We start from the raw sequence: 15,693 nt of genomic DNA, 5'->3' as shown, positions 1-15,693 counted from the left end.
TGTGGAAGTGTAAAAAAACTCGACCTAAAAGACCGAGTTTATACATGTGATTGTGGCTATACTGGAGACAGAGACCATAATGCAGCAATCAACATACTTACAGAAGGATTGAGGATTCTTCAGTCCTTATAGATAAATTATAAAAGTAGGCTTGGGACGAGCCAAACTTATACGCTTGTGGACACTGTATAAGACCTATAATGTATTGTCATTAGAGGCAGTCGTGGTTGAAGCAAGAATCTCCGACTTCTAAACGAAGTGTAAGTCGGAGTAGTTCACTAGATATTTTAATGAGTGTGCCATCTTTTTTTCTGTATTTTTGTTCAATGTTTTTATCTTTAGAAAGTTTTTCGATAATAGTGTTGTAATTAATAAATTGAGCAACATTTTGTTGATTGTTTTCGCTAATATATAGATTATTATAAAGTTTCATTGTTACAGAAAAACAATTATGTTGTTCTTTTCCAAGTTTTAAAAAATAGGAAGGGCCTATAATATCACGGAAGATATCTTTTTTAAGTCAACGACATAAACGTCCATATATTTAGGGGCAATTAATTTTAAAAATTGTTGGTTATCTTTTTTATCTTGAAGTATTTTATTGATTTTAATTGAAAAACGATTTTGTTGATGAAGATCCATCTCTTTTTTTGTCATACTAATCTCCGTTTCTTAATACAATTCGATTTATTTTAATATAATTAACATACTTGCACAAAAAAAGCTGTACTTTGTGTTACAGCTTTAATCTATTTGATTATATTTAGCGATACTTGTTTGGCGATGGATATCAAAACACATTCCAATCGCAATCATGTAAGATAAAAGTGAAGACCCACCATATGAAAGAAACGGTAATGTGATACCAGTAATAGGGAGTATTCCTAAAATCATAGCGATGTTCCAAAATTGTTGGAAAATCATACATCCAAAAATACCAGCAATAAAATATTTATCACTTTGATGCGTTGCTTTTAAACCAACATACAAAATACAAACATCTAACGCTAGTATAGCAATGAGCGTAATGATGGCTCCCACGAATCCAAAGCCTAAAGTAATAACAGAAAAGATGAAGTCCGTATGAGCTTCTTGTAAAGAAATAATCACTGTGTCAAATCCATGACCAAAAAGTCCAGCTGTTCCATAAGCCATCATCGCATTATAAAGTTGGTATCCTTGATTTTGATAAGTTCCTTCAGGATCGACCCAGCCATAAAAACGATCAAGTTTATGTCCTGTGATAATTGAAGAAAATATATCTTGACGATAAATAAATAAGTAAGTAAAAATTATAAGAACAACTGCTAAACAAGCAAATCCTACAATATACCATTTCTTATTAATTCCTGATGCAAATAAAATAACAACCACTGAAAAAGCCATAATCAAAGTAACACCAGCATCATTTTGTAAATAAGTTAGAATCATTGGTGGTAGAGCAATAGCTGCTACACGACCAATTAACTGTAAATCGGTATCAAATGTATGAATTAAATATTTTTCATTATGTAAAGAAACAGTTTTAGACATACAAATAATCATTACAACTTTCATAAATTCAGAAGGTTGGAATGAAAATCCTGGAAAGTTATACCATGATGTAGCACCATTTAGATCTTTCGCAAAGGGAATGATTTGCATTCCTAATTTATAAATAGCAAATCTTTGAATAACAAGACCGACTAAAAAGACAATCAAGATTCCATAAAAAATCCACATTCCCGAGTAAATTCGATCATTTCCAAAACGATTGATTAAAAAAATCAAACCGACACCAATCATATAATAAAGGAGTTGTTTACTCCAATAACCTGTAGGATTGGGATAAGTAATATAACCAGCTGCACATTTAATTGTATAACAACTAATAAGACATAGAATAAATAAAATGATGGCAAGTGGCCAACAAATTGTAGAATCTAAATATTTTTTCATTTTGTCACCCCTAGTGATTTATAGTATACTATAAATATATCATAAAAGAAAATGTTTATTAAGAAAGGAAATAGATATGTCAGATTATTTTATTTATGTTTTAATTGCAATTATTGTAATTGTTGGAGTATGGTTTATTTTTGCAAAGGTATTAAAAAATAAAAAACCTAAAGAAGTTACTTTAAAAGATATTCCTATTGATTTAGAAGCTTTAATTCATGCTTTAGGGGGTATTGATAATATTAAAGAGAGCCAAAGTCAAGGAAGTAAAGTACGTTTCTTTGTAGAAAATGATGATTTAGTAAAAGTAAATGTTTTAAAAGAATTAGGTGCAAGTGGTGTTATTCAAGCTACAGGCAAAGTTACTGTTATTTTAGGAAAGTTCTCTGATGAAATCAGTAGAATAGTAAATGAAAAAAAATAACGTTCCAAGTTGTATTGGGGGTGAAGGTATGAAAGAAAGAATTCACTTATATGAACCTTTTTTTCATCATTATTATATTGATGAAATTCTAAATGATTATGAATTAGAAACATTGATTCGTGTAAAAAAAGATGATTATCAACAATCAATTGCCTATATTAAATTAATTTCTATTTATTCACATCATGCAAGTATTGATGAATTACAACAACAAGTAGATTCAATTCAAATGATGATGGAAACTTATGAAGATTATCATGAATTTGAACAATATTTGATAGAAAATGAAGAACATCAAGTGATAGGAATTGATTTATGTGCACTTACTTATAATCATCATTATGATGAATTAGATTTAGAAGAATTAACACCTGATCAATATTATCAAGTAGGATTATATTATTATGACCAAAAAAAATATGATCAAGCATTAGAATGTTTCCATTTAGGAGAAGAATGTGAAGATTCTGATTGTTTATGTGTGTTAGGTTATATGTATGAAAAAGGACAAGGGGTCAAACAAAGTAATCAAGTGGCCATGACATATTATCGTTTGGCAAGTGATTTAGGGAATGTTGTTGCTTCTTGTAATCTTGCTTATTTTTATGAATATGGGATAGATGTTGACCAAGATTATGAAAAAGCTTTTGAACTTTATTCTTTAGGAGTCGATGAAGGATTTCCAAGATCTTTATTTTCAACGGCTTATTTTTTACAAAATGGGTATGGTGTAACTCAGGATTTAGAGGAAGCTTTTTTACGTTATGAAGAAGCAGCAGCCTTAGGACATAATGATGCGATTTGTGCTCTAGGTGAATGTTATGAATATGGTCAAGGAACAAGACAGGATTATCAAAGAGCTTTACATTATTATGAAAAAGCAGCTTATGAAGGGAATAGTCTTGCCAAATATAAATTAGGACGTTTTTATGATTTAGGTTATGGTTGCAATGAAAATTATCCAAAAGCTTTTCATTGGTATCAAGAAGCAGCAAAAGATGGTTTAGAAGTAGCAATCACAGCGATGGCAACCTGTTATGAATTTGGTCGAGGAATAGAAAAAGATAGTCAAAAAGCTTTAGAGTATTATTTAAAAGCAGCGAATATGGGCTATATGAATGCGCAATTTTGTTTAGGGTATTTTTATGAAATGCATAGTGAATATCCAGAAAGTGAAAAAAATAGTTTTTATTGGTATTTAAAAGCGAGTCATCAAGGAGATGGACAATCAACGTTGGCTGTGGCTTATTACTATGGTCAAGGAATTGGAACTGTTAAAGATGAAAAGAAGTCTTTTGAAGCTTATCAAAAAGCAGCCGATCTTGGAGAAAGAGAAGCGTTTTATTATTTAGGTGTTTGTTATTTAGAAGGAAAGGGTGTTTTACAGGATAAGGAAAAAGGGATTGCTTGCTTAATTAAAATAGAAGATCAGTATCCTGTTGCAGCTTATTTAATAGGACAGTATTTTAAAGAAAAGCACGATGATCAACAAGCAATTCAACATTTTAAATTAGCAATTTTAAAAGAAGATGAGGAACAGTCTTTGTATCAATTAGCACTTTATGGTGAACAAGGAATAGAAGTCAGTAAAGAGGAAATGCTTGATTATCTTTTAAGAAGTGCAAAAAAAGGTTATTCACCAGCACTTGTAAAATATGCTTATTATTTAGAAAATGGAATTTATGTAGAAAAAGATTATCAAATGGCTTATGAATATTATTTATTAGCTTGTCAAAAACAAAATAGAGAAGGTTTTTATCATTTAGGTAGATGGTTCTTTTATGGGATAGGACAAAAAGAAGATAAGCATAAAGCAATGCAATATTATCAACAAGCTAGTCATTATCATTATTCAAAAGCAAGCTTTATGCTAGGTTATATGTATCATTATGGTGATGGTATTTCTAAAGATTTAGAAAAAGCTAAAGAATATTATCAATTAGCACTTCAAGAAGGATATCTTGAAGCGCAAAAGGAATTAGATAAATTAGAGGTGGAAAAATGAGTTTTGAAACAAAATTAGAAAAATATGCAAGATTAATTGTTCAATCAGGTTTGAATGTTCAAGAAAAACAAACCGTTGTCATTAGTGCATCTATTGAAAGTTATCAACTTGTAAGAGCGGTTACTAAACAAGCTTATCTTGTAGGTGCTAAAGAAGTTGTTGTTCATTATAGTGATGAAGAAGTCACACGTATGAAATATGAAAATATGGAAGTAGAAGATTTTAATCACGTACCTACTTGGTTTTCATCTTTTAGAAATGATTATGCGTTAATGAATGCTTGTTTTCTTTATGTTGATGATGAAGATCCTGAAATGCTTGCAGGTATTGAACCTAAAAAGATTTCTAATTGGCAAAGAGCAGTTAAAAAGGCATGTAAGACATATTTTGATTTATCCGATAATATGACAAATGCTTGGTGTATCGTAGGTGGAGCTACGCAAAAATGGGCGAATAAAGTTTATCCTGATATGTCAAATCAAGAAGCGTTAGATAGTTTATGGAATGCTATTTTTAAAGCAGCTAAGATTGATGATGAACATAATCCTGTCGAATTATGGAATCAACATCGTCGTTCTTTTGAAAAACGTGTTAATTATTTAAATAGTCTAAATTTAAAGAAACTTTATTATAAAAATAGTAAAGGGACTGAAATTACAATTGGTTTGAATGATGATTATTTATTTGCTGGTGGGGGAAGTTATTTAAAAAATGGTGTTTACAATTTTCCTAATATACCAACAGAAGAAATCTTTACATCACCTAATAAGGATGATGTAGAAGGAATTGTTTTTAGTTCTTTACCTTTAAGTTATGGTGGAAATATTGTTGATGAATTTTATTTACGTTTTAAAGATGGTCAAGTGATTGATTTTGGAGCTAAAGAAGGATATGAGGTTTTAAAAGGAATTATTGATAGTGATGAAGGAAGTAAACGTTTAGGTGAAGTTGCTTTAATTCCTTATCATTCACCAATTAATGAATTAAAAACATTATTTTATAATACTTTATATGATGAAAATGCTTCATGTCATATGGCTTTAGGTATTGGATTTTCTGAATGTATTAAAGGTGGGATTGATATGGATAAAAAAGAATTGTTTGAAAAAGGGGTCAATGATTCTTTAGTTCATGTTGATTTTATGATGGGAACAGAAGATTTAATGATTGATGGTATTTTAGAAGATGGCAGACATGTAAAAATCTTTGAAAATGGAAATTTTGTATTTTAATGATCTGTGGGGATTGCTCCCCACTTTTTAATTAGTAAAAGAGGTGAGTGAGCTTTCTTTTTTATTAAATAATAGTAGTAATTCTGTTCATTTTGTGGTAATAATTGTACTGTTGAAATAAAAGATTAAAAAATAAATATAGATTATGGGAGGATGCAATGGAAGATTTAAGACAACAAATAGAAAAAAGAAGAACATTTGCGATTATTTCCCATCCGGATGCTGGTAAAACAACTTTAACAGAAAAGTTCTTACTCTATGGAGGAGCTATCCAACAAGCAGGAACTGTTAAAGGAAAGAAAAATAGTAAGCATGCGACAAGTGACTGGATGGAAATTGAAAAACAAAGAGGGATTTCAGTTACCTCTTCAGTATTACAATTTAATTACCAAGGATATTGTATTAATATTCTTGATACTCCAGGGCATCAAGACTTCTCAGAAGATACATATCGTACTTTAATGGCAGCAGATTGTGCAGTCATGGTCATTGATGCGAGTAAAGGGGTCGAAGATCAAACACGTAAGTTATTTAAAGTATGTACAATGAGACATATTCCAATTTTCACTTTTATTAATAAGATGGATAGGGAAGCAAGAGATCCTTATGAATTAATGGAAGAAATTGAACAAGAATTAGGAATTGAAACTTGTCCTGTTAACTGGCCAATAGGTTCTGGAAAACGTTTTGCAGGGGTTTATGAAAGAAATGATCAAGAAGTCATTCGTTTTATTCCTGTAGATGGTGGAAAAAAAGAAGTTGAAACAGAAATTTTAAAAGCGGATGATCCAAAATTAAAAGAGTATGTGGAAGATGAACTTTATGATAAATTACAAGAAGATATTGAATTATTAGATATGGCAGGAAATGAATTTAGTTTAGAAGCTGTACGTGCAGGTAAGTTATCACCTGTATGTTTTGGATCGGCTCTTACTAACTTTGGGATTGAACCATTTTTAAAACATTTCTTAAATATGACAACCCCACCAACTCCTAGAACGGCAGATGGTGAAGTGATTGATCCTTATCAAGAAAATTTCTCAGCTTTTGTTTTCAAAATTCAAGCGAACATGAATGCTAGACATCGTGATAGAATGGCATTCTTTAGAATTTGTTCTGGTAAATTTGAAAAAGGGATGGAAGTTTATCATTATCAAGGTAAGAAAAAAATCAAATTAAATCAGTCAAAACAATTAATGGCAGATGAACGTAGTGAAGTAAATGAAGCTTATGCAGGAGATGTCATTGGTGTTTTTGATCCAGGTATTTTCTCTATTGGAGATACTATTACAACAGGTAAAAAGCATTTTGCTTTTGAAGGAATTCCAACATTTGCACCAGAACATTTTGCAATGATTCGTAATAAAGATACGATGAAAAGAAAACAATTTGTTAAAGGTGTTGAACAAATTGCAAAAGAAGGAGCAATCCAAATCTTTACTGAATTAGGTGGCGGTATGGAAGAAATTATTGTAGGAGTTGTTGGTGTTTTACAATTTGAAGTTTTAGAACATCGTTTAAAGAATGAATACAATGTAGAAATTCATAAATCTCCTCTACCTTATCAATATATAAGATGGGTCAAAGAAGGAACTGATTTAAAATCATTAAATCTTTCATCTGATACAAGAAAAGTTCAAGATTTAAAAGGGCAACCGTTATTATTGTTCACTAATGATTGGGGCGTAAGATGGGCTCAAGATAAAAATAAAGGTTTAGAATTATTGGAATTTTCTAAGAACTAAAAGTAGAACTTTTAGTTCTTTTTTTTGAAAAAATATGTCCTTTTCTACACACGATAAGGGTAAAGTGCTATAATTTTTAGTGAAAAAAGGGAAGAAATTTTATATAAAAAGGGAGAAGATATTATGAAATGTCTAAAGAAAATAGCAATATTTTCATTAGTGTTTTTTGTGTCACTATTTTTTATAATGCCAGTTCAAGCAAAAAGTACACAAACTTATTCTATTATCTATGATTTACAAGATGCTAGTGGAAATAAAATTGCTCAAGTGAAGTACAAAAATAAAGATTTTACTTCTGAAATAGGACGTGAGATCAAAGTAAGAACGACTTATTTTGATAAAAAATATGGTGATTTTGATTTAGTGAGTGAACAAAGTCAAAAAGTAGAAGCAGGTAAAGATCAATATATTTTTGTTTATAGAACATATCAACCCATAACGATTAAAGGAAAAGTACAGTTTACTACAAAAGAAGGAACGATTCTTTTACAAGATACTTTTGATATTGATTCATCAGCAACAGTTGAAAACCCTCAAGTATATGCTGTGCCTGATAGTTATACAATTGGTGATGTGACTTATTTAAAAATGCCAGGGCAAGTAAGTGAAATTAAGTCAGTTTATTATAATGACCCAAGTGATAATACGTATTCAATTACTTATTATAATCCAAATAATACAACGGATTATGATGTCGCTTTAAAATATGTTGAAGAAGGAACGAATGATTTATTGATGCAAAAATCATTTCATGTAAATAATCAAGATTATACATATATGCTTCCAAAAACAATGAAAATCAATGATATTTATTATGGATTAGCTGAAAATCAAGAAAATATAATTCATCATGCAGTTTCAAGTGATGTTAGGGAGTATACAGTTTATTATAAGAAAATGGATGAAAATGCTTCTTATAAATGGTCTATCTATAAAGTAGATGCTTCGACAAATAAGATTCTTGGAGAAGTAGTACAATTAGAAGTTCAACCTGATCAAAGTGTTGAATATCAAGTAGAAAAAGAATACAAAGATTCCGATGGGAATGTTTATACAGTGGATCAAGGTATGTCACAGGTATTAAAGCATAGTTATGGTGAAAGTGAACATGTAAGTTATGTTTACTATAATCCCAAAGGATACACAGCACCAAAGAGCTATATTGTAGAAGTGCAATATAAAAATATTGCAACTGATGAAACAATTGCTTCACAAAAAATAGAAATTAATAAAAAAGATGAAGATACAACAATAGATATCGTTAAAGAGTTAACAGTTAATCAACAACAATATGTTTTAGTCAATGGACAATCAATAACGATTAATCATAGTTTTTATTCTCCTAGACGTATTTATACAATCTATTATAGAAATGTTAATGACCCTATTAATGTTGATACTGAAATTATTCGTGAAGAAGTTATTGAAGTAGAAGGACAATCTTCTGTTATTGGTGGACAAACAATTTATCGTAGAAATAATCAAACAGGAGCTTTTTCAACGGTTGGTGTTGAAAATAGAGATGGTAGTGAAAATAATAGTAATGAAGGAAGTACCTCATCGGTTGATGGTATAAATGTTGAAGATGAAGCAGTACCACAAGCAAATATAGATGCTCAAAGCCAAGAGTCAAGTTCATCGCAAGTATATTATCTTGTTGCTGGATTGTTAGCATTTCTCATTGTTATTGTAATTATTTTAAAAAGAAAAAAACATAGAAAGGAAGTGTAATGAAAAATGAAAACCTTTCATATGAAAAAAATGTATAAAAAAGTTACAGCATTTATTTTAGCTATTACTATGATTGTGGCTTATATTCAAATAAAGGCTTATGCTTTTGATAATAATGTTTCAGAAATCACACGTAATCAAGCAGTGTCTGATGCGACGATTCAATCTGGTTTAGGTGTTGCTAAAAACTATGGTTTATTTTCTTTAGATGCTAAATCATATAATGATTTGGAATGTAGTGTTGCTGCTAAATATGCTGATTTAGGCGCTGATTATAACTTTTCAGGGAATAATACAAAAGTTTATAAAAATCAATTGACAGTCAGTAAATCATTTATGATCAATAATCAACCTCAAGCAAATAAAAATGTAACTTTGAGACTTTATCGAATGGATAGTAGTCAATCTGTTTTGATTGATGTAATGACACAAACAACAGATAGCAATGGAAATGCTAAATTTGTATTTGATGGGATGAAAGATAGTAGTTCAAATAAAAGATATTCTTTTATAGATGGTGACTATCAAGTGAAAGAAGTTGTAAATGAAGATGGAGTTGAAAAGGAGATTATTCCTGATGGTACATCTTATAATGATGAAAATGGAAATAAGATAGAAGTTAATGCAGATCATAGTGGCTTGATTCATTTGGAATCTGGGTTCCAAAATGTGAGTCAATTTGGACAAGTTAAAAATCATAGTATTTTTAAACCTCGTAATGGCAGTATTGTTGTTCTTGAAAATCAAGATGATTGGAACGCAGTTGATAAAGAAGCTATCAATCAAGGTAAAAATAATTATCGAAATGTACCTGCTGGGGTAACTTATTATAATAATGGTGAAGTAAAGATTATTAAAGCTGGTACAAATGGATTTCAACCTATTGCATGGGATCAAGAATTTGATAATTTAAAAACACTTTCAAAGAATTTAGCACATGCTCAAGATTCAAATGATGTGCAAGTTTATTATTATAATGCCGATTATTTAAAGAGTGTAGGTTCTTTAAATTTTGATACTTCAAAAAAATGGGCAGTTGTCAATGTTGAAGTTCAAGATGGACAAAGTACCATTGATATTACAGGTGATTATACGAAAAATGGCAATAAATTAGATGCAGATTTTGATAACTTAGAAACAGGAGTTATTTGGAATTTTTATACAGTAAATAATGGTGATGTGCAACCTTATACAGGTAAAGTGACATTAGCTAATCAAAATGGTGGTATTTTCTTATTACCTGCGGGTGAGTTTTATCATAATGGAACTATTGGTGGAAAAGTAATTGCAGCAAAATATAATCATGATAATGAAATTCATCAAAAAGAAAAAGTTGTCAATGTGAATAATTCTTTATCTATGTCTAATAATGGTGCATCAGAAAAATTAGAGGCTAAACAAACTATTGGTGGGACAAAGAAATTAATAGGAAAAGAATTACAAGGCAATGATTTTAAATTTGAATTACAAAAATATACAGATAGTAGTTATAGTACACCAGATGGTGAAGCTGTTGTAACTACTAATAATGAAAAAGGTCAATTTGTTTTTAGCAATGTAGATATACTAACTTATACAGAACCAGGAGATTATTATTATACTGTTAAAGAAGTAAATGAAAACCAAAAATATATTAAATATGACGATCATACTTTTAAAGTAAGTGTTCATGTAGAAAAACAAGATGATCGTTTAATAGCGAATGATCCTGTTATTGAAGGTGGAAAGATTGAATTTAGTAATGAGTTTAAGTTTGAAGGAAATGCTTCTTTAAGTCTTGTTGGTAAAAAAGTATTAAATGGTAAGAAACTTGAAAATGATGAGTTTACTTATGGATTACAAGAATATAAAGATAGTGAATATTCAACAAAAGAAGGACATGAAAAAGAAGTAACAAATGATCAAAAGGGAAATATTCAAGTTGATCTTTCTTATGATGAAAAAGATATTGGTAAACATTATTATCAATTAAAAGAAAAGAATACAAAGAAAAAAGGAATTGATTATGATCAAAGAATTTATAACATCATAGTTGATGTACAATATGATGAATCGAAAGATCAATTAGTTGTTAGTAAGACAATGACTATTAATGGACAAAATGTAGATTCTATTACGTTTGAAAATACGTATTCTTCAAATGCTGCTACGACATTTAAAGGTCATAAAATATTAGAAGGTAGAGATTTAAATGCAAATGAATTTAATTTTGTTCTTCAAGAAACAAAATCAGATTATCAAACAGCAATTGGTGAAAGCAAGACAGTTTCAAATGATAGTCAAGGTGATTTTAACTTTGGAAAGATTTCTTATAAAGATTTAACTTATGGCGAAAAACAAATACATTATTATATTATTAAAGAAGTTAATCCTGTTTTACAAGGAACTTATCAAGGTGTAAGTTATGATCAAAAAGTTTATAAAATAAAAGTGGTTGCGACTGATCAAAAAGATGGTACAGCCACAGTTGAAAGAACAGTTGAAAATAATGATATTCAATTTAAAAATACGTATCAAGCTGAAGGTTCTACATCGTTAATTATTCATAAACAATTAACAGGTGGTACTTTAAAAGCAAATATGTTTAAGTTTAAATTGCAACAAACGGATGAAAACTTTAAAAAGACCGTTGGTAATAGCCAAACAGTAACAAATAGTTCTTTAGGTCAAAGTCAATTTGTGATTCATTTTAATCAAGCAGGGACATATTATTATACGGTTTCTGAAGTAAATAATCATAAGTCAAATGTTACGTATGATTCGGTTGTCTATCAAATAAAGATCAAGACGGAAGATGATGGACAAGGAAATATCAAAGAAGTTTCTAGAAGTATTTCTTATGTAGATGAAATGACAAAACCTACAAGTGAGGAAAAAGAAAATTTAACTTTTAAAAATGCTGTAGGTATTCAAGTAGTAGGTCATAAAAAATTAATCAATAAAAAATTAGAAGAAGGTATGTTTACTTTTAGTATTTCTAAAATAGATTATGATAAAAATAACAATAAATATATTGTTGAAAAGCAATTGATGACAACAACAAATGATGAAAATGGAGACTTTTCATTTATAAATTTTGATGAGTATCATCAAACAGGTGATTATTATTATGTTGTAAAAGAAGTTAATAATAAATTATTCTATATTGATTATGACAAGCAAGAATATATCATTCATGTAAGTGTTGAAAATGGTGATGATGGTTTAGAAGTATCAAAAGAAATTCTTAAAGATAATACTTCTGTTGATGAAATGAATTTTAAAAATACTTATCGTGGTCAAGGAAAGGTAAGGATTGATGGTAAGAAAGTATTACTTGATCAAGGTGTAAGTCAAGTATTAAGCGGTGGAGAATTTAAGTTTAAAATTACAAGAATAAATGATGAAAAAGGAAGTTTGTATAAAGGAGAAATCTTAGATTCGATTGAAAAAGAAACCGTTAAAAATGATCAAAACGGACAATTTAAATTTAATATTTCTTATAAAGATTTAGATTTTTCTAAAAAGGATAGTTATACGTTTTATTATCAAATTGATGAAGAAAATAGTGGATTGACGAAAGATGGTGTTACCTATAATAAAAATAATGATGCTTATATTATAGAAGTAACTGTAAGTGATCAACAAGATGGTAATTATGATGTTTCTTATCGAATTATTGATCATGATGAAATAATTTTTACAAATGAATATAATGCAAGTGGTGAAACACAAATTATTGGAACGAAGTCTTTAAAAGGAAAGAAATTGGTAGATGATGAGTTTACTTTTGAATTAGTTGAAGTTGATGGTATTCAAGGTAAAGAAAAGGAAAATGGTAGAAAGTTAGAAACAACAAATAAAGAAGGTCAATTTATTTTTGATATTCAAGATATTAGAAAAGCTGGTACAACTTATTATAAGGTTTATGAAAAAGCTGATAAAAAGAAAACAGGTATTCAATATGATGAAACTGTTTATTATGTTGAAGCGAAAGCTGTATTTGAAGATAATCAATTGAAAGTAACTAATACGTTATATGACCAAGATGGACATCGATTAGATAAAAATAAAGGTATTGAATTTGAAAATGAATTTAAAGCTACTGGAAAGATTGATTTAAGTGGACATAAGAATTTTATTGATCAAGATGGACAAGATGTAGCTTTTGATGCAGGTGATTTCAAGTTTAAAATTGAAGAATTAGATCAAGATGGAGCGACTTTGAAAAAAGATGGATATAGTGAAACAGTTGAAAATGATCAAGATGGTAATTATCATTTTAAAACAATTCATTATCAAAAAGCAGGAACATATTATTATCGTGTAAGTGAAGTACGTGATAATTTAGAGGTCACTTATGATACAACTCAATATATTGTAAAAGTTGATGTAAAAGCAAATGATAGTAAACAATTTGATATTTCAGTTGATATTGTGAATGGTCAAAATGAACATATTGATCAAGATAAACTTAACTTTACTAATAGACTTTTTGAATATAAAGTAGCTTTATTATCGATGGGTGGTATTAAAACTGTCAGTGCCGGGCAATCCGTTATAATGGATGATGGTTTGTTTAGATTTGGTTTATACGAAGGAAATGATAATGAACAAAGTAATATGATTGATACTGCTAAAAATGATACAGTAGGAGCTTATAGCTTTGATGATGTAGAAATTGATCAACCGGGTACTTATCATTATACGATTGAAGAAATGAATGCTGGTAAGGAAGTTGCTGGTATTGCTTATACAAATCATCAATATCATGTAGAAGCTGTTGTAAATAAAGATGGTAAAGGTGGCTTGAATGTTGATTCGGTTAAAGTAACGAATGAAAATAATCAAGTTGTTAAAGATCAATCGGTAGTTGTAGAGACTTCACAAGATTTATCACTTACAAACCAAGCTGTTAAATCATTAAAAGTAAATAAGGTATGGAATGATCAAGGACATAGTGACACCATCCAACCTGTAACAGTGCATTTAGTTAAAAATGGTAAAGTTGTAGAAGGACAATCTATTGTATTATCAAATGATAATCAATGGAGTGGTTCGTTTGATAATTTACCAATAAAAGATAGTCAAGGAAATTTAAACGTTTATACTGTTAAAGAAGATAAAGTAGATTATTATAAGACACAATATATTCAAAATGAAGATGGTAGTATTACGATTACAAATACTTATATCAATCCAACGGCAGTAGATGTTCAATTGGTTGCTAAAAAGAATTTAGTTGGTGGTAAAGTCTTATCTGCTGGTATGTATCAATTTGATTTATTGGATGGTAATAATGAAGTTATTGAAACACAAACAAATGATGATCAAGGTAATATTTATTTTAATACATTGAATTTTAATCAAGAAGGACATTATGTTTATTATATTCAAGAACATGTAAATGATAATGATCCATTTGTTGAATATGATCAATCTATTTATCAAGTCAATATTGATGTTTCAAGAAACGGTAATAATTTACAAGCTGAAGTAGAATATCTATTAGATGATAAACAAGTGGATGATGTTACATTTAATAATATTTATCATCCGTTATCATTAACTGTTCAAAAACGTTCTAAAGATTTATCGAAAGATCCTTTGGAAGGTGCTGTTTATGGATTATATAAAGTAAATGAAAAAGGAACAGATATTCTTATTGAAAAACAAACTTCTAATAGTGAAGGATATATGACATTTATGAAAGCTGTTCCTGAATATCAATATTATTTTAAAGAAATCTCTGCACCTAATGGACATACAGTTGATGAATATAAGACAAAGACATTTACAATTAAATGGATACGTCATAAAAATGGTAAAATTTCTTATCAATTAATTTATGATGGTCAAAAAGAAGATTTAGAAGAAGAAAAACAAGAGGATAGTTTAAACTTATATGCACAACAATCAATAGCGCTATTAGAAAATGAAGATACAAGTGTGAACTTAGAAGCTATTGGAGTAGCAGATGAAGTAACTAAGTTAAATGTGACTAAAGTAGATAATCAAGGTAATTATTTAACAGGAGCACATTTACAAATTCTTGAAAAAGAAACTGGAAAAGTTATTTGTGATTGGGTTTCTACAGCGGATACCTTTAGTACTTTAAGAGAATTAAATGTAAATACTGTTTATATCTTAAGAGAAGTTGAAGCTCCAACAGGTTATGTAAAAGCAAGTGATACAGAATTTAAATTAGATGATTATGGTATTGTAACGAAGATTTCTGGAGATGCTCAACTTGTAGATGATCAATCGTTTAATTTATACAATTCTAAACAAGTTAAAGAAAAAATTGTTTATAAAACAAATGTGACAACTGTAAAAACAGGAGATAATACAAATATTGTTATTTATGTAATCTTATTGTTTGTTTCTTTGTTATGTATCTTTGGTTTCTTGAAGAAAAAACAAATAAAAAAATAATTTGTGATTTAAAATAATAGATATCTTTTACATCATCGAATGTGTGGGATGAAATTGGCGCTCTAAATAATCGAGTGCTTTAGCGAAATTCGCTCTAAATTATTAAGGGGGATATTGATGTGGAATCAGTATTCCCTCTAAAATATTCTGTGCTTTTTTAAGAGGAAAATTAGGATGATGTCTGGTCCTGGTTTTCCTCCTTTT

The 15,693-nt window shown here is 29.1% G+C and carries 9 protein-coding genes; 7 read left to right on the top strand and 2 right to left on the bottom strand.

Annotated features, from left to right (window positions below; genetic code table 11):
* On the top strand, nucleotides 1-132 hold a 132-nt coding region (locus LJD32_RS12490; protein WP_227403824.1), incomplete at its 5' end, for a transposase.
* A gap of 357 nt (nucleotides 133-489) precedes the next feature.
* Here the strand turns inward: LJD32_RS12490 and LJD32_RS12485 are convergent.
* Complete coding sequence (locus tag LJD32_RS12485) at nucleotides 490-657, bottom strand: hypothetical protein (protein WP_227392553.1); 168 nt, start codon at nucleotides 655-657, stop codon at nucleotides 490-492.
* Between the two features lie 87 nt (nucleotides 658-744).
* Nucleotides 745-1,938 carry an FtsW/RodA/SpoVE family cell cycle protein gene (locus LJD32_RS12480; RefSeq protein ID WP_032089498.1) on the bottom strand — a complete coding sequence of 398 codons (1,194 nt, stop codon included), beginning with the start codon at nucleotides 1,936-1,938 and terminating at the stop codon, nucleotides 745-747.
* Nucleotides 1,939-2,014: 76 nt separating this feature from the next.
* Between LJD32_RS12480 and LJD32_RS12475 the strand changes: the two genes are divergently transcribed.
* From LJD32_RS12475 to LJD32_RS12450, 6 genes are all read left to right on the top strand, one after another.
* Entirely contained in the window at nucleotides 2,015-2,362 is a 348-nt protein-coding gene (locus tag LJD32_RS12475; RefSeq protein ID WP_022000671.1) for a hypothetical protein, read from the top strand.
* A 28-nt stretch (nucleotides 2,363-2,390) separates the two neighbouring features.
* A complete protein-coding gene (locus tag LJD32_RS12470; RefSeq protein ID WP_227392552.1) occupies nucleotides 2,391-4,367 on the top strand; it encodes a tetratricopeptide repeat protein in 1,977 nt (658 codons plus the stop codon).
* On the top strand, nucleotides 4,364-5,599 hold the full coding sequence (locus LJD32_RS12465) for an aminopeptidase (RefSeq protein ID WP_227392551.1): 1,236 nt from the start codon (nucleotides 4,364-4,366) through the stop codon (nucleotides 5,597-5,599). Before LJD32_RS12470 ends, LJD32_RS12465 begins: the two co-directional genes overlap by 4 nt.
* 158 nt (nucleotides 5,600-5,757) lie before the next feature.
* Complete coding sequence (locus tag LJD32_RS12460; protein WP_117829069.1) at nucleotides 5,758-7,344, top strand: peptide chain release factor 3; 1,587 nt, start codon at nucleotides 5,758-5,760, stop codon at nucleotides 7,342-7,344.
* 123 nt (nucleotides 7,345-7,467) lie between these two features.
* Nucleotides 7,468-9,075, top strand: coding sequence for a hypothetical protein (locus LJD32_RS12455; RefSeq protein WP_227392550.1), 1,608 nt, complete (start codon nucleotides 7,468-7,470; stop codon nucleotides 9,073-9,075).
* Nucleotides 9,076-9,081: 6 nt separating this feature from the next.
* Entirely contained in the window at nucleotides 9,082-15,489 is a 6,408-nt protein-coding gene (locus LJD32_RS12450) for a Spy0128 family protein (protein WP_227403823.1), read from the top strand.
* Nucleotides 15,490-15,693 lie beyond the last annotated feature (204 nt).

Source organism: Faecalibacillus sp. TM498 (assembly GCF_020589955.1).
Taxonomy (GTDB): domain Bacteria; phylum Bacillota_I; class Bacilli_A; order Erysipelotrichales; family Coprobacillaceae; genus Faecalibacillus; species Faecalibacillus intestinalis.
The sequence above is the reverse complement of the archived record's forward strand: the minus strand, read 5'-3'. Positions and strand labels throughout refer to the sequence as shown.